This window comes from Arthrobacter sp. SLBN-122, from assembly GCF_006715165.1.
In the GTDB taxonomy this organism is placed as follows: domain Bacteria; phylum Actinomycetota; class Actinomycetes; order Actinomycetales; family Micrococcaceae; genus Arthrobacter.
Genome location: NZ_VFMS01000001.1, coordinates 3614558 through 3636503, shown reverse-complemented (window position 1 = coordinate 3636503; position 21946 = coordinate 3614558). Strand labels below are relative to the sequence as shown.

General features: G+C 63.7%; 16 protein-coding genes and 3 rRNA genes. 5 read left to right on the top strand and 14 right to left on the bottom strand.

From position 1 onward, the window contains the following. The first annotated feature begins 18 nt into the window (after positions 1 to 18). From FBY36_RS16735 to FBY36_RS16720, 4 genes are all read left to right on the top strand, one after another. On the top strand, positions 19 to 675 hold the full coding sequence (locus tag FBY36_RS16735; RefSeq protein WP_142121218.1) for a GntR family transcriptional regulator: 657 nt from the start codon (positions 19 to 21) through the stop codon (positions 673 to 675). Beyond that, positions 668 to 2188, top strand: a complete 1521-nt coding sequence (locus FBY36_RS16730; protein WP_142121216.1) for an MmgE/PrpD family protein — start codon at positions 668 to 670, stop codon at positions 2186 to 2188. The genes FBY36_RS16735 and FBY36_RS16730 overlap by 8 nt, the downstream gene beginning before the upstream one ends. Further along, entirely contained in the window at positions 2189 to 3091 is a 903-nt protein-coding gene (gene prpB, locus FBY36_RS16725) for a methylisocitrate lyase (protein ID WP_142121214.1), read from the top strand. A 62-nt stretch (positions 3092 to 3153) separates the two neighbouring features. Then, positions 3154 to 4293: a bifunctional 2-methylcitrate synthase/citrate synthase gene (locus tag FBY36_RS16720; protein ID WP_142121212.1), complete on the top strand. Its 1140-nt coding sequence runs from the start codon at positions 3154 to 3156 to the stop codon at positions 4291 to 4293. 84 nt (positions 4294 to 4377) lie between these two features. Here FBY36_RS16720 and FBY36_RS16715 read toward each other — a convergent pair whose 3' ends face one another. After that, positions 4378 to 4860, bottom strand: a complete 483-nt coding sequence (locus FBY36_RS16715; RefSeq protein ID WP_142121210.1) for an 8-oxo-dGTP diphosphatase — start codon at positions 4858 to 4860, stop codon at positions 4378 to 4380. A 74-nt stretch (positions 4861 to 4934) separates the two neighbouring features. On the opposite strand from FBY36_RS16715, the gene FBY36_RS16710 reads away from it, so the two are divergent. Beyond that, positions 4935 to 5624, top strand: a complete 690-nt coding sequence (locus tag FBY36_RS16710; protein WP_235008877.1) for a hypothetical protein — start codon at positions 4935 to 4937, stop codon at positions 5622 to 5624. A 4-nt stretch (positions 5625 to 5628) separates the two neighbouring features. On the opposite strand, the gene xerD is transcribed toward FBY36_RS16710, so the two are convergent. The 13 genes from xerD to FBY36_RS16650 all read right to left on the bottom strand — a co-directional run bounded on the left by xerD (position 5629) and on the right by FBY36_RS16650 (position 21787). Continuing rightward, positions 5629 to 6684, bottom strand: coding sequence for a site-specific tyrosine recombinase XerD (gene xerD / locus FBY36_RS16705; RefSeq protein WP_442858250.1), 1056 nt, complete (start codon positions 6682 to 6684; stop codon positions 5629 to 5631). After that, a complete protein-coding gene (locus FBY36_RS16700) occupies positions 6684 to 7343 on the bottom strand; it encodes an NUDIX domain-containing protein (RefSeq protein ID WP_142121208.1) in 660 nt (219 codons plus the stop codon). The genes xerD and FBY36_RS16700 overlap by 1 nt, the downstream gene beginning before the upstream one ends. Positions 7344 to 7368: 25 nt before the next feature. After that, positions 7369 to 9144 (bottom strand): CTP synthase, encoded by a 1776-nt coding sequence (locus FBY36_RS16695; protein WP_142121206.1) that lies wholly within the window; start codon positions 9142 to 9144, stop codon positions 7369 to 7371. 27 nt (positions 9145 to 9171) lie between these two features. Then, the gene (gene recN, locus FBY36_RS16690; protein WP_142121204.1) at positions 9172 to 10911 is read right to left on the bottom strand and encodes a DNA repair protein RecN; all 1740 of its coding nucleotides are present in this window, start codon (positions 10909 to 10911) and stop codon (positions 9172 to 9174) included. Between the two features lie 4 nt (positions 10912 to 10915). Then, the gene (locus FBY36_RS16685) at positions 10916 to 11941 is read right to left on the bottom strand and encodes an NAD kinase (RefSeq protein ID WP_142121201.1); all 1026 of its coding nucleotides are present in this window, start codon (positions 11939 to 11941) and stop codon (positions 10916 to 10918) included. A 13-nt stretch (positions 11942 to 11954) separates the two neighbouring features. Beyond that, positions 11955 to 12770: a TlyA family RNA methyltransferase gene (locus FBY36_RS16680; protein ID WP_142121198.1), complete on the bottom strand. Its 816-nt coding sequence runs from the start codon at positions 12768 to 12770 to the stop codon at positions 11955 to 11957. Then, positions 12770 to 13006, bottom strand: a complete 237-nt coding sequence (locus tag FBY36_RS16675; RefSeq protein WP_142121195.1) for a hypothetical protein — start codon at positions 13004 to 13006, stop codon at positions 12770 to 12772. The genes FBY36_RS16680 and FBY36_RS16675 overlap by 1 nt, the downstream gene beginning before the upstream one ends. A gap of 9 nt (positions 13007 to 13015) precedes the next feature. Then, a complete protein-coding gene (locus FBY36_RS16670) occupies positions 13016 to 14005 on the bottom strand; it encodes an HAD-IIA family hydrolase (RefSeq protein ID WP_142121192.1) in 990 nt (329 codons plus the stop codon). A 6-nt stretch (positions 14006 to 14011) separates the two neighbouring features. Beyond that, positions 14012 to 14875 (bottom strand): hypothetical protein, encoded by an 864-nt coding sequence (locus tag FBY36_RS20920; protein WP_235008962.1) that lies wholly within the window; start codon positions 14873 to 14875, stop codon positions 14012 to 14014. Next, the gene (locus FBY36_RS20915) at positions 14875 to 15807 is read right to left on the bottom strand and encodes a hypothetical protein (RefSeq protein ID WP_235008876.1); all 933 of its coding nucleotides are present in this window, start codon (positions 15805 to 15807) and stop codon (positions 14875 to 14877) included. The genes FBY36_RS20920 and FBY36_RS20915 overlap by 1 nt, the downstream gene beginning before the upstream one ends. Before the next feature lie 513 nt (positions 15808 to 16320). Further along, positions 16321 to 16437 (bottom strand): 5S ribosomal RNA (gene rrf / locus FBY36_RS16660). Positions 16438 to 16609: 172 nt separating this feature from the next. Next, positions 16610 to 19749, bottom strand: a 23S ribosomal RNA gene (locus FBY36_RS16655). 516 nt (positions 19750 to 20265) lie between these two features. Next, positions 20266 to 21787, bottom strand: a 16S ribosomal RNA gene (locus FBY36_RS16650). The 16S, 23S and 5S rRNA genes sit together here, the layout of an rRNA operon. Positions 21788 to 21946 lie beyond the last annotated feature (159 nt).

Below are 21946 nucleotides of genomic sequence, written 5' to 3'. Positions count from 1 at the left end.
CCGAGGAAGGAGACGGGCATGCGCGCCAGCGACAAAGCCTATGCCGCCCTGCGGGACGACATCATCGAATGGCGTCTGGCCCCGGGGACGGTCCTTGCCGAGGTGGAACAGTCCGAGCGCCTGGGCGTCTCACGAACGCCGCTGCGGGAAGCCCTGGGCCGCCTTACGGCGGAAGGATTGACGACGGCGGGCGGCCGCGGCGTGGTGGTCAGCGACATTTCCCTGGAAGACATCGACGAACTGTTCGAGCTTCGCGAAACCCTCGAAGGCAGGGCGGCAGCCTTGGCCGCACGCCGCGGCGACGCCAATACCTTCGAGCACCTGCAGCATGAACTTCTCCGGGCTCCTGAATTGATCGGCGGCGATCACCCTGCCCTGCATGAATACTACGAACTGGTGGGCCGGCTGGATGCAGCCATCGACGCAGCCATCTCCAACTCCTACCTGGCCCAGGCCATGCGGAGCCTGCGCGTCCACCTGGTCCGGATCCGCCGGCTTGCCGCCGATGACGCGTGCCGCCTCACTGCCGCCGCTGCCGAGCATGCCGCCATCGCGGAGGCCATCGCGGCCGGCAATCCGAGGCTTGCCGAGGCGGCCACCATCGTCCACCTGCACCGCAGCCTCTCCCGCGTCAAAGCAACCCATACATCCCACCAAAAGGAGCATCATGGTTAAGGAACACCACGTCCGCGTCTACCGCAGCGAAGAAAACCTCCCGCGTGAGGACCAGCTCGCGTACAAGATCGCCCAGGTTGCTGCGGACCCCGTGGCTGTGTCTGACGAAGTGACCGACATGGTGATCAACCGGATTATCGATAACGCTTCGGTGGCCATCGCCTCCCTGAACCGGGCTCCCATCGTCGCAGCCCGCGCCCAGGCACTGACCCACGGTCCCAGCACGGGCGGCAAGGGTTCCAAGGTGTTCGGCATCGAGGAACGCGTCGCCCCGGAGTGGGCCGCCTGGGCCAACGGCGTGGCCGTACGGGAACTGGACTACCACGACACCTTCCTCGCCGCCGACTACTCCCACCCGGGGGACAACATCCCGCCGATCCTCGCCGTCGCCCAGCACGTTGGCGCCAACGGCCACGACCTGGTGCGCGGCATCGCCACCGGGTACGAGATCCAGGTCAACCTGGTCAAAGCCATATGCCTGCACAAGCACAAGATCGACCACGTGGCGCACCTGGGCCCCTCCGCGGCCGCAGGCATCGGCACCCTGCTGGGCCTCGACGTCGAAACCATCTTCCAGTCGGTGGGCCAGGCGCTGCACACCACCACCGCCACCCGGCAGTCCCGCAAGGGTGAGATCTCCACCTGGAAGGCCCATGCCCCGGCGTTTGCCGGCAAGATGGCTATCGAGTCCGCGGACCGGGCCATGCGGGGCCAGACCTCCCCCGTGCCGATCTACGAAGGCGAAGACGGCGTCATCGCCTGGATGCTCGATGGTCCGGACGCATCCTACATGGTTCCGCTGCCCACCCCCGGTGAAGCCAAGCGAGCCATCCTGGACACCTACACCAAGGAACACTCAGCCGAATACCAGGCCCAGGCCTGGATCGACCTGGCCCGCAAGCTGCACCGTGAACACCCGGAGGTCACAGACCCGGCCAACGTTGCATCCGTGCTGATCAAGACCAGCCACCACACGCACTACGTGATCGGCTCCGGCGCGAACGACCCCCAGAAGTACAGCCCCACCGCGTCCCGGGAGACCCTGGACCACTCCATCCCGTACATCTTCACCGTGGCCCTGCAGGACGGAGCCTGGCACCACGTGGACTCCTACGCCCCGCAGCGCGCCGCGCGCCCGGACACCGTGGAGCTGTGGCACAAGGTGACAACCGTGGAGGATCCGGAATGGACTCGCCGCTACCACTCCCTGGACATTGCCGAGAAGGCCTTCGGCGGCTCCGTGGAAATCACGCTCAAGGACGGCTCCGTCATCACCGACCAGATCGCTGTTGCCGACGCCCACCCGCTCGGTGCCCGGCCGTTCGCCCGTGAACAGTACGTCAACAAGTTCCGCACCCTCGCCGCCGGGCTCGTGGAGGAGGCCGAAATCGAACGGTTCCTCGCCGCCGTCGAACGCCTCCCGGAACTTGCAGCCGGGGAACTGGACCAGCTGAACATCACCGCCGCCCTTGGCGTCATCGACCCCGCGGCCGCGCCGAAGGGACTGTTCTAAATGCTGTATTCGAAGACCACTCCCGAGCAGAAGCGGGTCCGGTTCCGGGAACTGCTTGCCTCCGGGACCATCCAGCAGTTCCCCGGTGCGTTCAATCCGCTCTCGGCGCGGCTGATCGAGGAGAAGGGCTTCGCCGGGGTGTACATCTCCGGCGCCGTCCTGGCCAACGACCTCGGCCTGCCCGACATCGGCCTGACCACGCTCACCGAGGTGGCGACGCGGGCCGGGCAGATCGCCCGCATGACCGACCTCCCCTCGATTGTCGACGCCGACACCGGCTTCGGCGAACCCATGAACGTGGCCCGCACGGTGCAGGAACTCGAGAACGCGGGCCTGGCCGGCGGCCATATCGAGGACCAGTTCAACCCCAAACGCTGCGGCCACCTGGACGGCAAGAACGTGGTGGATCTGGACACCGCCACCAAACGCATCCGCGCCGCCGCCGACGCCCGCCGCGACCCCAACTTCCTGATTATGGCCCGCACCGACGTCCGCGCCACCGACGGGCTGGAAGCCGCGCAGCAGCGGGCCAAGGCGCTCGTCGAAGCCGGGGCGGACGCGATTTTCCCCGAAGCCATGCGGGACCTCAGCGAGTTCCGGGCCATCCGGGAAGCCGTGGACGTGCCTATCCTGGCCAACATGACAGAGTTCGGAAAAAGCGACCTTTTCACCGTTGACGAGTTGGCCGGTGTGGGCGTGAACATGGTGATTTATCCGGTAACGCTGCTCCGTAGTGCCATGGGCGCTGCTGAGCGTACTCTGGAATCGATCAAATCCGACGGCACCCAGGAGGCACAGGTTCCAAGCATGCTGACCCGTGCCAGGCTCTACGACCTCGTTGATTATGAGGCCTACAACCGCTTTGACACCGGCGTGTTCAATTTCCAGATCCCCGGCACCTGATATCCAACCGGAATCCCGGCCGCGGCCGGACCAACAGGCTTTAGGAACAAAGGAGTTTCAGCATGGCTGAAAATGAGATCAAAAAGGGCCTTGCCGGCGTGGTGGTGGACTACACCGCCGTTTCCAAGGTCAACCCTGACACGAACTCCCTGCTCTACCGCGGCTACCCCGTCCAGGAGCTGGCCGCCAGGTGCAGCTTCGAGGAAGTGGCGTACCTGCTGTGGAACGGCGAACTGCCCACCAAGGACCAGCTTGCGGAGTTCACTGCACGGGAACGCGCCGGCCGCGCCCTTGATCCGGTGGTGAAACAGGTGATTGATGCCCTGCCCGCCACCTCGCACCCGATGGACGTATGCCGGACCGCCGCCTCCGTCATGGGGGCACGGCATCCGTTGGCGGAGGATTCCTCCCGGGAAGCGAACATGGCCAAGGCCGTTGACCTCTTCGCCGCCATGCCGGCGGTAGTGGCCTACGACCAGCGCCGCCGCCATGGGCAGGATGTGGTGGAACCCCGCGAAGACCTTGGCTACTCGGCGAACTTCCTGTGGATGGCCTTTGGCGAGGAACAGGTGCCGGAGGTAGTGGAGGCTTTCAACGTCTCGATGATCCTTTATGCCGAGCACTCCTTCAACGCGTCCACCTTCACGGCCCGGGTCATCACCTCCACGCTCTCGGACCTGCATTCCGCCGTGACCGGTGCCATCGGGGCCCTGAAGGGCCCGCTGCACGGCGGCGCGAACGAAGCCGTCATGCACACGTTCGACGAAATTGGCATCCGGCAGGAGGAGTCACTGGAGGAAGCAGCCGCCCGGGCCAAGGCGTGGATGGAAGACGCCCTGGCGCAGAAGAAGAAGGTCATGGGCTTCGGACACCGCGTCTACAAGCACGGCGACTCCAGGGTCCCCACCATGAAGGCCGCGCTGGACAAGATGATTGCCCACTACGGCCGGCCCGAACTGCTGGGGCTGTACAACGGCCTGGAGTCGGCGATGGATGAGGCGAAAGCCATCAAACCGAACCTCGACTACCCGGCCGGACCCACCTACCACCTGATGGGTTTTGATACACCAACATTCACTCCCCTGTTCGTGGCCAGCCGGATCACGGGCTGGACCGCACACATCATGGAGCAGCTGGACGCCAACTCCCTGATCAGGCCGCTGAGCGAGTACATCGGTCCGGAGGAACGGCACCTTCCGTAAGCTTTAGCAGGAACGTCCGACGGCGGGTGGGCACCTTTCGCGTGAATGCGACCGGTGCCCGGCCGCCGTCAGGCGTTTAACCGCTTACTCCAGCAGGCTCCGGGAGGAGGCGACCGACTCGTTGTCGGTGTGCATGGTGACCACCACCTTGACCGTGCGGCCTTCCAGCACCACCGGCAGCCAGTGGTCCGCGTCCTGCCACATGCGGTCCACCGGCAGCGTATCCACGCGGAACCATTCAGGCACGATCTCCTCGCTGGGTGCGGGCTCGCCCTGCCAGGTCCGGGCGGTGAAGAGCCTGGTCTGCATATCCCATTCCGGCCGGGCCGGAAAGACAAAATGGACCGATCCTGCGTCCACCAGGTCCTCCATCTGCAGCACTACGCCGGTTTCTTCCAGAACCTCCCGGATGACGGCCTGGGCGTCCGACTCCCCCGGTTCCACGTGGCCGCCGACGCCCACGATCTTGCCGCGGCCGAAACCGGTTTGCTTCAGCCCAAGGAGTACTTCGGTCCCGCCGGCGCCGTCGCGGAGCAGGAAGCAAAGGGTAACCCGGGCTGCAGTCATGCATTCAAGCCTAGGGGGTCCGGAAGTTCCCTGCGGCACGCGCCATGGGGCGGCGGATATGCCAAGCTCTACGTGTGACTCCCGAAACAGCCCACGGGATACGGCCGGCCCGCAACTCGACCATTGACGCCCGCCTGCCGGAGTGGCTGGTACGCAACCCTTTGTACTGGGGCTGGGCCTGGGCCTGTGTGTGGACAGCGCTCATTGGCACCGATGAATTCGTGGACCTGGCAGGGTGGACGTGGTATCTGCTGGTGGCTGCGGCAGCCCTCCCCACGCTGCTCAGCACCCTGGCCGTGCTCCACGTGACGCCCCGGCAGCAGGTGAAGGCCGCCAGGGAGTCGGTTTTGGGCCTGTTCTTCGTGCGTTTCCTGGCCCTGGTTGCTGCATTCATGGTCTGGGCCATCTCGGTGGTACTGAGTGCCTCCATCTCAACCACCATCCAGGCCGTGGCGGGTGACTCCGAGCGTGAAGTCACCGCCCTGGGCTTCACCCTGATGGCGGCCCTCGTCCCGCTGGTGGTGGCCGTCCTGTGGCTGGCGTTTGTTGCCCGGTGCGCGTGGTTCCTGCGGAGGCTTCGCGGCTGGCGGCAGGTACCCACGCTCTCGCGGGTACCGAAATCGTTCCTCCGCGGCCGGCCACGGCTGCGCCGGGTGGTGCTTGGCCTCGCACATCCGGGACTGATGCTGCTTGCCGGCATGGGCACCTCCGTGCTGGCTTTCCTGCTGGGCCCCGTGGAACTCACCATTGAGGCGCTGTTCTAAAACTTCAGCCGAGCGCCCGGGGATGGGCGGCCGCGTAGATCTCCCGGAGCGTATCGGCCGTGACCAGGGTGTACACCTGGGTGGTGGTCACGGATGCATGGCCCAGGAGTTCCTGGACCACCCGGACATCCGCGCCGCCTTCGAGCAGGTGGGTGGCGAAGGAGTGCCGGAGCGTGTGTGGTGAGACGTCCCGGGTGATGTTGGCCTTCTCCGCCGCCACCTTCAGGATGGTCCAGGCGCTCTGCCGACTGATCCTGCCGCCGCGGGCATTCAGGAACAAGGCCGGGGTGCCTTTGCCTTTGGCGGCGAGCAGCGGCCGGCCGCGGACCAGGTAAGCGTCCAGCGCCCGGGCCCCATAGGAGCCCAGCGGCACCAGCCGTTCCTTCGATCCCTTGCCGAACAGCCGGACAATGGCAGGCCCGGACTCCGGCTCCGCGAGGGAGATGTCGTCCACATCCAGTCCCACGGCTTCGCTGATCCTGGCGCCGGTGGAATAGAGGAATTCGAGCAGGGCGCGGTCCCGCAGTCCGGCGGCGGTGTCGGTTCCTGCCGCTTCAAGGATGCGGGTCACCTCGTCAACGGTGATGGCCTTGGGCAGCCGCTTGCCGGCCATGGGGGGATGGACGTCGCGGGCTGGATCGGCCGGCGTGTGGCCCTCAAGGGCCCAGAACTTGTGCAGGCCGCGTACCGCCACCACCGTCCGGGCCGCAGACCGGACCCCCAGGGTGGAGCCGCCGTCGGAACCGTCCGAAAGGGCACGGACATAACCGGTGACGTGGTGCCGGGTGATGTCCTCCGGCCGCGCGCAGCCGGCTGCTGCCAGGTAGCGGGCGTACCGGGCAAGGTCGCGGCGGTAGGCTGCCAGCGTGTTCGCGGCCAGTCCCCGTTCCACCCCCATGTGCTGCAGATAGTCCGTGATTCCACGGTCGATGGCTGGAGGCACTGGCGCGGCGGCAGCGGCAGCGGTTCCCGTGCCCGGAACCGGTTCAACCGCAGATGCCGCTTCAGCCGAAGGGGCCACGCTTACCGAAGCACCTGCGCTTACCGAAGCACCTGCCATCAGCGCTGGCTGGGGTGCGCGGGCCAGGGGGCGTCGGCGGGGCGAAGCCCTTCATAGTTGGCGGCGCGGGCGGCAGCGGCGGCAAGGATCCCGACGACGGCGGACGGGTTGTGCAGGCGCCCGGCCAGGACGGACGCAACGGCATCGTCCAGGGAGATCCAGTGGAACTCGATCTCGGCTTCCTCGTCCGTCCGTTCGTGGCGCTCATGGTGCGGCACTTCGGTGAGGTCACGGGCAAGGTAGATGCGGATGGCCTCGCTGGAGGATCCCGGGGAATTGAAGAGATCGGCCAGGACGTTCCAGGTTCCGGCGGCAAGGTCCGCCTCCTCGGCCAGTTCGCGGGCGGCACCCTCCACGAAGCCTTCGCCTTCGACATCCAGCAGTCCGGCGGGAACCTCCCAGAGGTCCATGCCCACCGGATGCCGGTACTGCTTCAACAGCAGGACCTGCCCCTCATCGTTCATGGGCAGGACCGCGACTGCGCCGGGGTGTTCGATGTAATCGCGGGTGAGCGCGTCGCCGGAATCGGAGAGCTGGAAAGTGTCGCTGACAACGTCCCAGATCCGGCCCTGGTAGACCTTCTCCGTAGACAAAAGACGGCGCGGGCTTGGTGCATCCGAAACCTGTTTGGCAGGGGTGGCTTCAGGTGTACCAGGCATCGCGCCGTCCTTTTTGTTCTCTTGACTACTTAGCGGTAACGGTACCCGATGCTGCAGGCTCCCCGGCCGCGGGCACAGCCGTGTCGGCAGCGTCATGGCGGTTCACGCCCTGGTGGTCCAGGGCAGCCTTGACCAGGCCGGCGAACAGCGGGTGCGGGCGGGTGGGCCGCGAGCTCAGTTCGGGGTGGGCCTGGGTTGCAACGTAGTACGGGTGGACATCGGCGGGCAGTTCAACAAATTCCACCAGCTTGCCGTCCGGGGACGTGCCGGAAAATACCAGGCCCTTGTCCGCGATCTGCTGGCGGTACTTGTTGTTGACTTCGTACCGGTGCCGGTGACGTTCGCTGACGGTGGTTTTGCCGTACGTTCCGGCGATGACCGAGCCTTCATCCAGTTTGGCTTCGTAGAGCCCCAAACGCATGGTGCCGCCAAGGTCACCGCGGCCTTCAACGTACTCCAGCTGCTCCTCCATGGTGGCGATTACCGGGTATTTGGAGTCCGGCTCGAACTCGCTGGAAGAGGCGCCCTCCAGGCCCACCACGTTGCGGGCGTACTCGATGACCATGCACTGCAGGCCAAGGCACAGGCCCAGCACGGGAAGCTTGGTTTCGCGGGCGAACTTCAGGGCGCCGAGCTTGCCTTCGAGGCCGCGGATGCCGAAGCCGCCGGGCACGCAGATGGCGTCGACACCGTCCAGCGCCTTGATGGCGCCTTCGCGGGTCTCGCATTCGTCCGACGGGACCCAGCGGATCTTGACCTTGGTGTCGTTGGCGAAGCCGCCGGCGCGCAGCGCTTCGGTGACCGACAGGTAGGCGTCGGGGAGATCGATGTACTTGCCCACCAGGGCAATCTCGACGTGGTGCTTGGGGTTGTGGACGGCTTCAAGCAATTTGTCCCAGCTGGTCCAGTCAACATCCTTGAACGGCAGGTCCAGGGCGCGGACGATGTAGGAGTCCAGGCCCTGGGAGTGCAGGGTCTTGGGGATGTCGTAGATGCTCGGCGCATCCGGGCAGCCGATAACGGCTTCGATGTCGACGTCGCACATGCGTCCGATCTTTGCGCGCATCGCTTCGGGGACCTCGCGGTCAGAGCGGATCACGATCGCCTCGGGCTGGATGCCGATGGAGCGAAGCGCGGCCACGGAGTGCTGGGTGGGCTTGGTCTTCAGTTCCTGGGACGGGCCGATGTAGGGCACCAGGGAGACATGGGCGAAGAAGACGTTGTTCCGGCCGATGTCCTGGCGGACCTGGCGGGCGGATTCCAGGAACGGCTGGGATTCGATATCCCCGACGGTGCCGCCGATTTCCGTGATGATGACGTCCGGGGCGTTGTTGCCTTCTGCAGGCAGGCGCATACGGCGCTTGATCTCATCCGTGATGTGCGGGATGACTTGGACGGTGTCACCGAGGTATTCGCCGCGGCGCTCCTTGGCAATCACGGTGGAGTACACCTGCCCGGTGGTCACGTTCGCGGAACCTTCGAGGTTTTCGTCAAGGAAGCGCTCGTAGTGCCCGATGTCCAGGTCCGTCTCGGCGCCATCGTCGGTGACGAAGACCTCGCCGTGCTGGAACGGGTTCATTGTGCCCGGATCCACGTTCAGGTAGGGATCGAGCTTCTGCATCGTGACGGACAGGCCGCGTGCCCGCAGCAGATGACCAAGGCTGGACGCCGTCAGTCCCTTGCCGAGCGAGGACGCCACACCGCCGGTGACGAAGATGTGCTTGGTCGTCTTGGAGGAGCCCGGGAACCGGGAATTTACACGGGAATTTGATCGCTGCACCACGGAATTCGAGCCTATCATCAATTGCGCCTTCCCGTGGCTGTTCCGTCAGGCCCGCTGCGGCAGGAGCTTGGCGTCGTCCAGCAGTTCCTGGGCGTGCGCCCGGGCCGATTCCGAGTCCTCCTGGCCCGCCAGCATGCGGGCGAGCTCACGCACCCGCTCCGGGCCGTCAAGCAGCCGCACGTCACTGGAGGTGAACCCGGTGGCCGTGCCGCCGTCGGCTCCCCTGACTGAGGTTTTGGTCACGGTGATGTGCTGGTCCGCGAACGCCGCCACCTGCGGAAGGTGCGTGACCACCAGCACCTGCACGTGGCGTGCCAGCATGGCCAGGCGGCGGCCGATCTCGACGGCGGCCCGGCCGCCAACGCCCGCGTCCACCTCGTCGAAGACAAACGTGGGGACGGGGTCGACGGCGGCAAGCACCACTTCGATGGCCAGCATGACGCGGGACAGTTCACCGCCGGACGCGCCCTTGCCCAACGGCCGGGCCGGGGCGCCGGAATGCGGCTGCAGCAGGAAACTGATCTCGTCCGCGCCGTGCGGGCCCAGCTGCCCCGCCGGCTCAATGGTGATCACCAGGGTGGCGTCGGCCATGGCCAGGGCCTTGAGTTCAGCGCTGACCCGGCCGGACAGGTCCTTGGCGGCCTTGGCGCGGATTTTGCTGACGGCAGCTGACTGCTTCTTCAGTTCTGCTTCGGCACGGACCACTTCAGCGTCCAGGGACTCGATGCGGGAGGAATCGTCCTGCAGCTCGTCGAAGCGGATCCGCGCCTTTTCCGCCCACTCCAGCACTTCGTCGATGGTGGGGGCGTACTTGCGGACCAGCTTGGCCAAGGCGGCGCGCCGGTCCTCGATTTCGGCGAGCCGTTCCGGGCCCTCCGTGTCCAGGCCGGCCTGGTAGCTGGCCAGTTCGGTGGCGATGTCGTTGAGCAGGAAACCCACCTCGGCCAGCCGGGCCGCTGCGGAACCGAGCTCCGCATCATGCTCCGCCACGTGTTCGAGGGTCCTTTTGGCGGAATCCACCAGCGTGGTGGCATCCCCGGTTTCGCCGAAGTCCTCGGCGATGAGTGCCTCGTGCGCGGTGCTGGCGGCGATCCGCAACTCCTCCACGTTGGCAAGCTTCACGGCCTCGGCCTTGAGCAGCTCGTCCTCCCCCGGCTGCGGATCCACCTCGTCGATCTCGGCCAAGGCCGCCTCAAGGGATTCTGCCTCACGGAGCCTGTCCCGTGCTGCGCTGCGAAGGGTGTCCAGCTCCGCCTGGCTGGACTTCCAGTGGTTGTACAGCTCCTGGTAGCTGGCCAGCGGGCCGGCCAGGGCGTCGCCGGCGAACTTGTCCAGCGCTTCACGCTGCGCCGTGGCGCTTTTGAGCCGGATCTGGTCTGACTGGCCATGCACCACCACCAGTGACTCACCGATCTCTGCCAGGACGCCCACGGGGGCGGCCCGGCCACCCAGGAACGCACGGCTGCGTCCGTCCGCACCCAGCCGGCGGGCCAGGATCAGCTCCGCGCCGCCGTCGAACTCCTCCGCCTCGGCACCGGCCTCAAGGGCACGGGCGATGGCCGGGTGCCCGGCGTCGAGTTTCAGCACGGCTTCTGCCGTGGCGCTCTTGGCGCCGCTGCGGACGGCGCCGGCATCCGAACGGGCGCCCAGGAGCAACCCGACGGCGGTGACCACCATCGTCTTGCCCGCGCCGGTTTCGCCGGTGACAACGCTCAGTCCCGGGCCGAGCGGAAGCGTTGCGTCGGTGATGACGCCGAGATCGCGGATTCTCAGTTCTTCAAGCATGGATTCACTTTGCAGTCGACGGATCGGGATCGCTGCCGGGGTTCTCCACATGCGGTACCGGCAGCGGCGGCATGGGCCGCGGGGTCCGCACAATGGGAATGGGGCCGGTATGCACCGCATCAGACTTGGGCACCGGGCCCCGCCAGCCGTGGATGGGCAGCTCGAACTTTCGGACCAGGCGGGCCGAGAACGGCGTCTGGTGGGTGCGCGCCAGCCGGACGGGAGTGGCGGACTTGGTCACTTCCACGCGGGCGCCGGGCGGCAGGTCCACCGAACGCCGGCCATCGCACCACAGCACGCCCTGGGCGTCCGTGCGGCTTAGGACCTCCACGGCGAGCTTTGACCGCGGCGACACCACGAGGGGCTTGGCGAAGAGCGCATGGGCGCTGATGGGGACTATCACCAGGGCTTCCACTTCCGGCCAGACCACCGGTCCGCCCGCGGAGAACGCGTAGGCCGTGGACCCTGTGGGGGTGGCCAGCACGATCCCGTCGGAACCGAAGGACGTCAACGGGCGCTCGTCCACTTCGGTCACGACCTCGAGCATGCGTTCGCGGTTGGCCTTCTCGATGGCGGCCTCGTTTAAAGCCCAGGTGTGCCAAATCTTCTGGCCCCGGACCCACACCTGGACATCGATGGTCATGCGTTCTTCAACCGTGTACTCGCGGCTGGCAATCCACTCGACGGTCTGGGCAAGGTCTGCTCGTTCGCTTTCGGCCAGGAAACCCACGTGGCCCAGGTTGACGCCCAGCAGCGGCACATCCACTTCGCGGACCAGTTCGGCGGCCCGCAGGATGGTGCCGTCACCGCCAAGGACCATGACGAGTTCCACATCGGGCAGCTGAACATGGTCGTGAAGGACCTCCACCGGCTGGGCCAGATGCCCGAAGAACCGTTCCATGTCCCCCAGCTCGGACTCCTGCATCACGGGAACTATGCCCGAGGCGTGCAGCAGCGCGCAGGCTTCCCAGGCGGCCTTCAGCGACTCCTCGCGGCCGGTGTGGGCAAGGACCAGTACACGCCTGCTCATCAGGTTCCGCTCTCTAGTGGTTCGGCCAGATTTGTCCGAGCAACGCAGCGGCTGCTGCCTCTCGCTCTTCGATCTTAGGCAAGTCTTTGCTGATCCTGCGTTTTATCCACAGGAAGTATTCGACGTTTCCGTCCTGCCCGGGCAGTGGACTGGCCGCCAGGCCGCACAGGTCCAGGCCGGCGTCGAGCGCTGCCCTGGCCACCTTCTCCACGGCCATCCGCCGCTCGCGCTCCGACGTGACCACGCCGGTCCGGCCCAGGCGGTCCTTGCCGATTTCGAACTGGGGCTTGACCATCAGCACCAGGTCTCCACCGGGCTCCGTGCAGTCCGCCAGCGGCTGGATCACCAGGGTGAGGGAAATGAACGACAGGTCCGCGACCGTCAGTGCTGCGGGGCCGCCGATGTCGGCCGGCGCCATGTACCTGACGTTCAGGCCTTCGTGGACGTCCACGCGCGGATCGCTGCGGAGGTGCGGCACCAACTGGCCGTGTCCGACGTCGACCGCCACCACGTGTGCGGCGCCCCGCCGAAGGAGGACGTCGGTGAAGCCCCCGGTGGAGGCGCCGGCGTCAAGGCACCTTTTGCCTTCCACCGAGACATCAGGGAAGGCGTCGAGGGCACCGGCCAGCTTGTGGCCGGCGCGGCTGGCGTAGGTGTCCTGGTCATCGTGGTCGACGGCGAGGTCCCGGCTGTCGTCCACTTGAAGCGACGCTTTGCTGAGGACCTCGCCGCCGGATCTGACCTTGCCTTCGCTGATCAGCGACGCGGCATGGGTGCGGGACCTCGCCAGTCCGCGCGCCACCAGTGCCTGGTCGAGGCGCACCGGCATCAGGCTTCACTCACGGTGGGGCCGGGCTCTGCGGGATCGCTGTTGAGGGCGGCCAGCAATTCGTCATGAAGCCCGTTGTAGACGGTCTCGTGGTCCCCGACAGGCAGCCCGGGCAGCTCGAAAAGCCCGGCGATGGCCTGCGACACCTCCGGATCGGTGATGTCCTGCCCGCCTGGCTGAGGCCACTCGGGTGCCGGCCGGGCTGTGGCATCGTCCGGTTCGGTCAGCTCAGTCATTGAACCAGTCTAGTGATCCAGCCACACCAGCTTGGGTGCCTGCGGGGCTGCGGCGCCGGGTGTCTCCGCCCACCAGGCTGCGCATGCGGCACGCCAGGAGTCGAGGTGATCCTTGCTGCCAATGATGCCCACCGCTCCGTTGGCCACGCGTGCCGTTGACTGGCCGCACGTGTAGGTGCCGTCGTCGTGCGTGACCTCCGGGTATGGGCGGTGCAGGTCCGTCAGGTTTTCGATGATGTAGTCGGGCCGTTCCGCCGACCTTGCGGCGAGGATGGTTTCGCGTGTGTCGACGCCGGTCAGGACAGCCACGGTGGCAAAGCCGGCATTGTTGCCGCCCAGGATGTCCGTGTCCAGCCGGTCGCCCACCACCAGGGGACGCTCCGCTCCGAGGCGCTTGGCGGCCGAGTGGAACAGCGGCGCCTCGGGCTTTCCGGCGACCCTGGGCTGTTGGCCGGTGGCAGCAGCGACGGCGGCAACCAGGGTGCCGTTACCCGGAGCGATGCCCCGCGCCTGGGGAATGGACATGTCCGTGTTGGTGGCCACCCACAACGCTCCGGCGGACACCACGTAGGTGGCTTCCGCCAGGTCCTTCCAGCCAATGGCGGGGCTGAACCCCTGGACCACCGCCACTGGGTCCTCCGCCTGGCTGCCCACGGGCACCAGGCCCACGAGCTCGATTTCCCGGGCCAGCGCAGGGCTGCCCGTGATGAGGATCCTTGACCCTGGTGCCAGCAGCGAGGCGAGCAGCTCGGCGGCTGCCTGGGATGAGCTGACCACCTGGTCGTCCTCGGCAGGAGCACCCAGCTCGCGGAGATGGGCTGCAACCTCTCCCGGGGAGCGGGAGGCGTTATTGGTCACGTAGCCGAGGCCGATTCCCAAACCGGAGAGCTGCCGCAGTGAATCCACGGCTCCGGGAATGGCGTGGGGCCCGGCGTAGACCACTCCGTCCAGGTCGGCGAGGAGCGCATCGAAGCGCGCGACCAGCGAGACATCACTCATGACTTTTCAGTCTTCCCGGCGCTCTTCATCATGGTGCGCGTCACTGGCGTCCTCCGCGTTGGCGTCCTCAGCGGCTGCGATTTCGAGCTCGTCGTGTTCCACCGAGTCCTGGTCCGATTCGGCATCGTCGGAGACGAAGTAGTCGGCGTCCTGGTCGTCGAGGTTGCTGTCCTGGGCTGCCTCCGCTTCGGCGGCGCGGGTGTTTTCCGGTTCAGCTGCTGCGGTGGCTTCGGCGGGGGCTTCTGTCCCGGCAGCTGTGGAGGCACGCTCCAGCAGCCGGCGCCGTTCAGCCTCTTCCCGTGCTTCTTCTTCCTCGTCCCAGCCGAGGTCGATGATTTCGGGTTCCTGGTCCACGCCCTGGCCCAGGGCGTTTTCTGCCACGACGGCCTGGCGGCTCCACTTCTCCGCTTCTTCCTGGCGTCCTACCGCTGCCAGTGCATCGGCGTAGGCGCGGAAGAGGCGGGGGCTGTAGGAGAAGGCGCGGTTGATGTCCAGCTGCGGGATTTCGAGTTCGGCCACTGCCGCATCCAGCTGTCCCAGATCGGTCCGGGCACCGGCCGCCACGATGGCCAGTTCCACCTTGCCGGGAGCGTCAAGGTCCTGGGCTTCCTCCGAACGGGCAACATCGAGGGCACGGTCGGGGCGCCCCAGGCCGCGTTCGCAGTCGGCCATCACGGGCAGGTGCACGTTGGAACCGCTGATCCGGCGGAAGGTGCGGAACTCACGGAGCGCCTCGCCGTAGTGGCCGGCAGCATAGGCAGTCAGGCCAACGGCTTCACGGACGGCAGCGAGTCTTCCACCGCGGCGGCTGGCAGCGAGAGCGTGCTGGAAGGCAAGCTCGGGCTCGTCATCAAGCAGCCTGCCAGCCATCACCAGGTGGCGGGCCACCCACTCTGCGCTCTTGGGCTCGAGTGTCTTGATCTGGTGGTGTGTGGCACGGTCCAGCTCCTTGCCGGTGACGTCCTCATCGATCTCGGGTGAGCGCTCCCGGTCCGGACGGTTGGCGCTGCGAAGGTCGGCGGCGTTGGGCACGCGGGCAGGGCGCTCCTCCTGGCGGTCGCGGCCAAAGCCACGGGGGCCGGATCCGCCGCGGCCGGATTCGCCACGGCCGGATTCGCCACGTGCGTCACCGCGGTCAAAGCTGCGCGGCGCCCGGTCCTGCCGGTCACCGAACGGCTTGCGGTTCTCGCCGCCGAAACCGCGGCGGTCGCCTTCGCCATCACGGCGCGGACGATCACCAAACGGCTTACGGTCACGGTCACGATCGCCGCCGAAACCGCGGCGGTCGCCTTCGCCATCACGGCGCGGACGATCACCAAACGGCTTACGGTCACGGTCACGATCGCCGCCGCCAAAGGCACGGCGGTCACCCTCACCATCACGGCGCGGACGATCACCGAACGGCTTCCGGTCACGGTCACGATCGCCGCCGCCAAAGCCACGGCGGTCACCTTCACCATCACGGCGCGGACGATCACCAAACGGCTTCCGCTCACCGCCACCGGCTCCGCCACCAAAACCACCGCGGTCACCCTCACCATCACGGCGCGGACGGTCACCAAAAGGCTTACGGTCACGATCACCGCCACCAAAACCACGGCGGTCACCCTCACCATCACGGCGCGGACGGTCACCAAAAGGCTTACGGTCACGATCACCGAAAGGCTTACGGTCACGATCGCCGCCGGCTCCGCCACCAAAACCGCGGCGGTCACCCTCGCCATCACGGCGCGGACGATCACCAGAAGGCTTACGGTCACGATCACCGAACGCCTTCCGCTCACCGCCGGCAGCACCACCACGGGAGGAGTTGTCGCCGTCGCGGTCGGACCGGGACCGGAATCCGCGGGGATCCCCACCGGAGTTGTTGTTGCCGCGGAACGCGCCACGGTCGTTGCCGCGGTTGCCCCCGTTGTGCTCGGCCATATGGATTCCTCCTGTTGTGAGCCGACCACTGGCGCAACTGCAGCCGCTCGTTTCGTTTCCTACGCAACCCGAAATCAAGCGCTTCGAAGTCCGTACATCTTCATCAATTCTAGTGGAGCCACAAAATCCCGCGGGACAGTGGGAGCCCTGGTGGCGGTATCGTGGCCATCTTCACAGCAACGCCCGCTCACCTTTGACAGGTTTTCCTGTAACGCCCCGCCAGTTCCCGGGGATCCCCACGATGCCCGCTCACTTTTGGCAGGTTTCCTGTAACGCCCCATCAGTTCCTGCGGGTTTGCCCGGGCGCCGGTGTGGGGGTTTGTTGGGTGGAGGTCGGGTTAAAGCAGTAGGACCCTGACATTCCTTTGTCAGGGTCCTACTCAATGTGTGTCCGGCGGTGACCTACTCTCCCACACCCTCCCGGGTGCAGTACCATCGGCGCTGTGGGTCTTAGCTTCCGGGTTCGGAATGGGACCGGGCGTTTCCCCCACGCTATGACCGCCGTAACCCTTGTACCCGTCACCAACCCGTGGGGGGTGGTGTGGGAAGACTTGTGTGGTTACAACATTGTGGTGTTGTTATTCAGTTGTGTTGGTTCCGTGCAACCATTCCCCTGGTGTTGGGGGTTGTTGGTTGGGAACCACATAGTGGACGCAAGCAGAGTTTGTATATATCTGTGTGGTGTAAGTTGTTGGCCTATTAGTACCGGTCAGCTTCACGAGTCGTTAGTCCTCGCTTCCACATCCGGCCTATCAACCCAGTGGTCTGGCTGGGGGCCTCTCACACCCGAGGGTGTATGGAAATCTCATCTTGAAGCGAGCTTCCCGCTTAGATGCTTTCAGCGGTTATCCCATCCGAACGTAGCTAATCAGCGGTGCACTTGGCAGTACAACTGACACACCAGAGGTTCGTCCGTCCCGGTCCTCTCGTACTAAGGACAGCCCTTCTCAAATTTCCTGCGCGCGCAGCGGATAGGGACCGAACTGTCTCACGACGTTCTAAACCCAGCTCGCGTACCGCTTTAATGGGCGAACAGCCCAACCCTTGGGACCTACTCCAGCCCCAGGATGCGACGAGCCGACATCGAGGTGCCAAACCATGCCGTCGATATGGACTCTTGGGCAAGATCAGCCTGTTATCCCCGAGGTACCTTTTATCCGTTGAGCGACGGCCATTCCACAATGTACCGCCGGATCACTAGTCCCGACTTTCGTCCCTGCTCGAGATGTCTCTCTCACAGTCAAGCTCCCTTGTGCACTTACACTCGACACCTGATTGCCAACCAGGCTGAGGGAACCTTTGGGCGCCTCCGTTACTTTTTAGGAGGCAACCGCCCCAGTTAAACTACCCATCAGGCACTGTCCCTGACCCGGATTACGGGCCGAAGTTAGATGTCCAAAGTGACCAGAGTGGTATTTCAACGATGACTCCACCCGAACTGGCGTCCGGGCTTCAACGTCTCCCACCTATCCTACACAAGCCACTCCGAACACCAATACCAAACTATAGTAAAGGTCTCGGGGTCTTTCCGTCCTGCTGCGCGTAACGAGCATCTTTACTCGTACTGCAATTTCGCCGAGTTTATGGTTGAGACAGCGGGGAAGTCGTTACTCCATTCGTGCAGGTCGGAACTTACCCGACAAGGAATTTCGCTACCTTAGGATGGTTATAGTTACCACCGCCGTTTACTGGGGCTTAAATTCTCAGCTTCGCCTTGCGGCTAACCGGTCCTCTTAACCTTCCAGCACCGGGCAGGAGTCAGTCCGTATACATCGTCTTGCGACTTCGCACGGACCTGTGTTTTTAGTAAACAGTCGCTTCCCCCTGGTCTCTGCGGCCCCGATCCCCTCCCGGTCGCTAGTACCGTTCAAGGTTGGGGCCCCCCTTCTCCCGAAGTTACGGGGGCATTTTGCCGAGTTCCTTAACCATAATTCTCTCGATCGCCTTGGTATTCTCTACCTGATCACCTGTGTCGGTTTGGGGTACGGGCGGCTAAAACCTCGCGTCGATGCTTTTCTCGGCAGCATAGGATCACCAAATCCCCCCAAACGGGGGTCCCATCAGATCTCAGGCTTCGTGAGTGGCGGATTTGCCTACCACTCGCCCTACATCCTTAGACCGGGACAACCATCGCCCGGCTCGGCTACCTTCCTGCGTCACACCTGTTAATACGCTTGCCTCCCGGGATCAGGTCCTGCGCTCCACCAAAACCCTCACACCACAAGGGTGATCGGGCAGGTCTCGGGCAGTTAGTATCCCCCGCTCAGCATGGGCGGTTTTTCGCCGGTACGGGAATATCAACCCGTTGTCCATCGACTACGCCTGTCGGCCTCGCCTTAGGTCCCGACTTACCCAGGGCAGATTAGCTTGACCCTGGAACCCTTGATCATTCGGCGGACGGGTTTCTCACCCGTCTTTCGCTACTCATGCCTGCATTCTCACTCGTGTAGGCTCCACCGCTGGTTTACACCGCGACTTCACCGCCCACACGACGCTCCCCTACCACTCCGGACGCCTGAACTAACTCCACAAGGAAGCAGCTTAGCTATAATCCGAAATCCACAACTTCGGCGGTGTACTTGAGCCCCGCTACATTGTCGGCGCGGAATCACTTGACCAGTGAGCTATTACGCACTCTTTTAAGGGTGGCTGCTTCTAAGCCAACCTCCTGGTTGTCTGGGCAACTCCACATCCTTTCCCACTTAGCACACGCTTAGGGGCCTTAGTTGGTGGTCTGGGCTGTTTCCCTCTCGACTATGAAGCTTATCCCCCACAGTCTCACTGCTGCGCTCTCACTTACCGGCATTCGGAGTTTGGCTGACGTCAGTAACCTTGTAGGGCCCATTAGCCATCCAGTAGCTCTACCTCCAGCAAGAAACACGCAACGCTGCACCTAAATGCATTTCGGGGAGAACCAGCTATCACGAAGTTTGATTGGCCTTTCACCCCTACCCACAGCTCATCCCCTCCATTTTCAACTGAAGTGGGTTCGGTCCTCCACGACGTCTTACCGTCGCTTCAACCTGGCCATGGGTAGATCACTTCGCTTCGGGTCTAGATCACGCCACTGCAACGCCCTATTCAGACTCGCTTTCGCTACGGCTGCCCCACACGGGTTAACCTCGCGACGTAACACTAACTCGCAGGCTCATTCTTCAAAAGGCACGCCGTCACCAGAATCAGACTGGCTCCGACGGATTGTAAGCACACGGTTTCAGGTACTGTTTCACTCCCCTCCCGGGGTACTTTTCACCTTTCCCTCACGGTACTGGTCCGCTATCGGTCATTAGGGAGTATTTAGGCTTATCAGGTGGTCCTGACAGATTCGCACGGGATTTCTCGGGCCCCGTACTACTTGGGATACTCTCACAGGCGGTACAAACACATTACGGTTACGGGACTAACACCCTCTCTGGCCGGCCTTTCAAAACCGTTCACCTATGCGCGCACATCACACCCCACCAGCCCGGCAGAACTGGTACGGAAAGTCCCACAACCCCGACCATGCAACGCCCGCCGGCTATCACACATGGAACGGTTTAGCCTGATCCGCGTTCGCTCGCCACTACTAACGGAATCACTATTGTTTTCTCTTCCTGCGGGTACTGAGATGTTTCACTTCCCCGCGTTCCCCCCACGCACCCTATGTGTTCAGGTACGGGTCACCAAGTCACTCGCGCGCTTGGCGGGGTTTCCCCATTCGGACACCCTGGGATCACAGTCCGGTTATCGACTCCCCCAGGCTTATCGCAGATTCCTACGTCCTTCTTCGGCTCCTAATGCCAAGGCATCCACCGTGTGCTCTTAAAAACTTGACCACAAAGATCAAAAACAAAAAACACTCGAGAGAACCATGAAAACCAACCACGCTCCCAACACCCCAAAAGGGCATCAACAACACAGCCAGATCCAGGTTCATTATCTTGGAAATTGCTTCTTATACAAGATGCTCGCGTCCACTATGTAGTTCTCAAACAACAACCCCACACCACACACCCCCACACACAACCCCCAAAAGGGAGCCAGCATGCGCGGAGGCGTCATGGCAGGGAAACCAGAAACAAACAAACCCACAAGGAGAACAAACCCCCCATGGCCCTGTTGCCTCAGGACCCAACAGTGTGCCAAACACTAAACCATGCCATCACTCCCCCACCGTTCCAGAACCATCACTGGCTCGTACTAGGACAAGAAGAAAACAACGCGGCCGCTATTTGTTGATATTCCACCCATGAGCACCCGCCGCAGAACTTGCGTCTGCGCAACGGGCTTTGCTTCCTGACAAACCCCCACCACCACATACGCGGCATGAACGATTTGTAGGTGCTCCTTAGAAAGGAGGTGATCCAGCCGCACCTTCCGGTACGGCTACCTTGTTACGACTTAGTCCCAATCGCCAGTCCCACCTTCGACAGCTCCCTCCCACAAGGGGTTAGGCCACCGGCTTCGGGTGTTACCAACTTTCGTGACTTGACGGGCGGTGTGTACAAGGCCCGGGAACGTATTCACCGCAGCGTTGCTGATCTGCGATTACTAGCGACTCCGACTTCATGGGGTCGAGTTGCAGACCCCAATCCGAACTGAGACCGGCTTTTTGGGATTAGCTCCACCTCACAGTATCGCAACCCTTTGTACCGGCCATTGTAGCATGCGTGAAGCCCAAGACATAAGGGGCATGATGATTTGACGTCGTCCCCACCTTCCTCCGAGTTGACCCCGGCAGTCTCCTATGAGTCCCCACCATCACGTGCTGGCAACATAGAACGAGGGTTGCGCTCGTTGCGGGACTTAACCCAACATCTCACGACACGAGCTGACGACAACCATGCACCACCTGTAAACCGACCGCAAGCGGGGGACCTGTTTCCAGGTCTTACCGGTTCATGTCAAGCCTTGGTAAGGTTCTTCGCGTTGCATCGAATTAATCCGCATGCTCCGCCGCTTGTGCGGGCCCCCGTCAATTCCTTTGAGTTTTAGCCTTGCGGCCGTACTCCCCAGGCGGGGCACTTAATGCGTTAGCTACGGCGCGGAAAACGTGGAATGTCCCCCACACCTAGTGCCCAACGTTTACGGCATGGACTACCAGGGTATCTAATCCTGTTCGCTCCCCATGCTTTCGCTCCTCAGCGTCAGTTAATGCCCAGAGACCTGCCTTCGCCATCGGTGTTCCTCCTGATATCTGCGCATTTCACCGCTACACCAGGAATTCCAGTCTCCCCTACATCACTCTAGTCTGCCCGTACCCACCGCAGATCCGGAGTTGAGCCCCGGACTTTCACGGCAGACGCGACAAACCGCCTACGAGCTCTTTACGCCCAATAATTCCGGATAACGCTTGCGCCCTACGTATTACCGCGGCTGCTGGCACGTAGTTAGCCGGCGCTTCTTCTGCAGGTACCGTCACTTTCGCTTCTTCCCTACTGAAAGAGGTTTACAACCCGAAGGCCGTCATCCCTCACGCGGCGTCGCTGCATCAGGCTTGCGCCCATTGTGCAATATTCCCCACTGCTGCCTCCCGTAGGAGTCTGGGCCGTGTCTCAGTCCCAGTGTGGCCGGTCACCCTCTCAGGCCGGCTACCCGTCGTCGCCTTGGTAGGCCATTACCCCACCAACAAGCTGATAGGCCGCGAGTCCATCCAAAACCACAAAAGCTTTCCACCAACCACCATGCGATAGTCAGTCATATCCGGTATTAGACCCAGTTTCCCAGGCTTATCCCAGAGTCAAGGGCAGGTTACTCACGTGTTACTCACCCGTTCGCCACTAATCCAGGAGCAAGCTCCCTTCATCGTTCGACTTGCATGTGTTAAGCACGCCGCCAGCGTTCATCCTGAGCCAGGATCAAACTCTCCGTTGAAGTAAAACAGACACAACCACAACCACCGGAAATAACGGCGACCACGGCTGCACAAAATTTGAAACCAGCTGTAAAAACCATGCCAACCACGGGGTGGCGGCACAGCAAATTCAACCAATTCATAAAAAATCGGTATCAACAAACTTGGCACACTATTGA

Excerpts from the sequence above, each read along its gene's own strand:
- FBY36_RS16735 (WP_142121218.1), top strand. The coding sequence starts at position 19 with ATGCGCGCCAGCGACAAAGCCTATGCCGCCCTGCGGGACGACATCATC.
- FBY36_RS16730 (WP_142121216.1), top strand. The coding sequence starts at position 668 with ATGGTTAAGGAACACCACGTCCGCGTCTACCGCAGCGAAGAAAACCTC.
- prpB (WP_142121214.1), top strand. The coding sequence starts at position 2,189 with ATGCTGTATTCGAAGACCACTCCCGAGCAGAAGCGGGTCCGGTTCCGG.
- FBY36_RS16720 (WP_142121212.1), top strand. The coding sequence starts at position 3,154 with ATGGCTGAAAATGAGATCAAAAAGGGCCTTGCCGGCGTGGTGGTGGAC.
- FBY36_RS16715 (WP_142121210.1), bottom strand. The coding sequence starts at position 4,860 with ATGACTGCAGCCCGGGTTACCCTTTGCTTCCTGCTCCGCGACGGCGCC.
- xerD (WP_442858250.1), bottom strand. The coding sequence starts at position 6,684 with ATGGCAGGTGCTTCGGTAAGCGCAGGTGCTTCGGTAAGCGTGGCCCCT.
- FBY36_RS16700 (WP_142121208.1), bottom strand. The coding sequence starts at position 7,343 with ATGCCTGGTACACCTGAAGCCACCCCTGCCAAACAGGTTTCGGATGCA.
- FBY36_RS16695 (WP_142121206.1), bottom strand. The coding sequence starts at position 9,144 with ATGATAGGCTCGAATTCCGTGGTGCAGCGATCAAATTCCCGTGTAAAT.
- recN (WP_142121204.1), bottom strand. The coding sequence starts at position 10,911 with ATGCTTGAAGAACTGAGAATCCGCGATCTCGGCGTCATCACCGACGCA.
- FBY36_RS16685 (WP_142121201.1), bottom strand. The coding sequence starts at position 11,941 with ATGAGCAGGCGTGTACTGGTCCTTGCCCACACCGGCCGCGAGGAGTCG.
- FBY36_RS16680 (WP_142121198.1), bottom strand. The coding sequence starts at position 12,770 with ATGCCGGTGCGCCTCGACCAGGCACTGGTGGCGCGCGGACTGGCGAGG.
- FBY36_RS16675 (WP_142121195.1), bottom strand. The coding sequence starts at position 13,006 with ATGACTGAGCTGACCGAACCGGACGATGCCACAGCCCGGCCGGCACCC.
- FBY36_RS16670 (WP_142121192.1), bottom strand. The coding sequence starts at position 14,005 with ATGAGTGATGTCTCGCTGGTCGCGCGCTTCGATGCGCTCCTCGCCGAC.
- FBY36_RS20920 (WP_235008962.1), bottom strand. The coding sequence starts at position 14,875 with ATGGCTGGCAGGCTGCTTGATGACGAGCCCGAGCTTGCCTTCCAGCAC.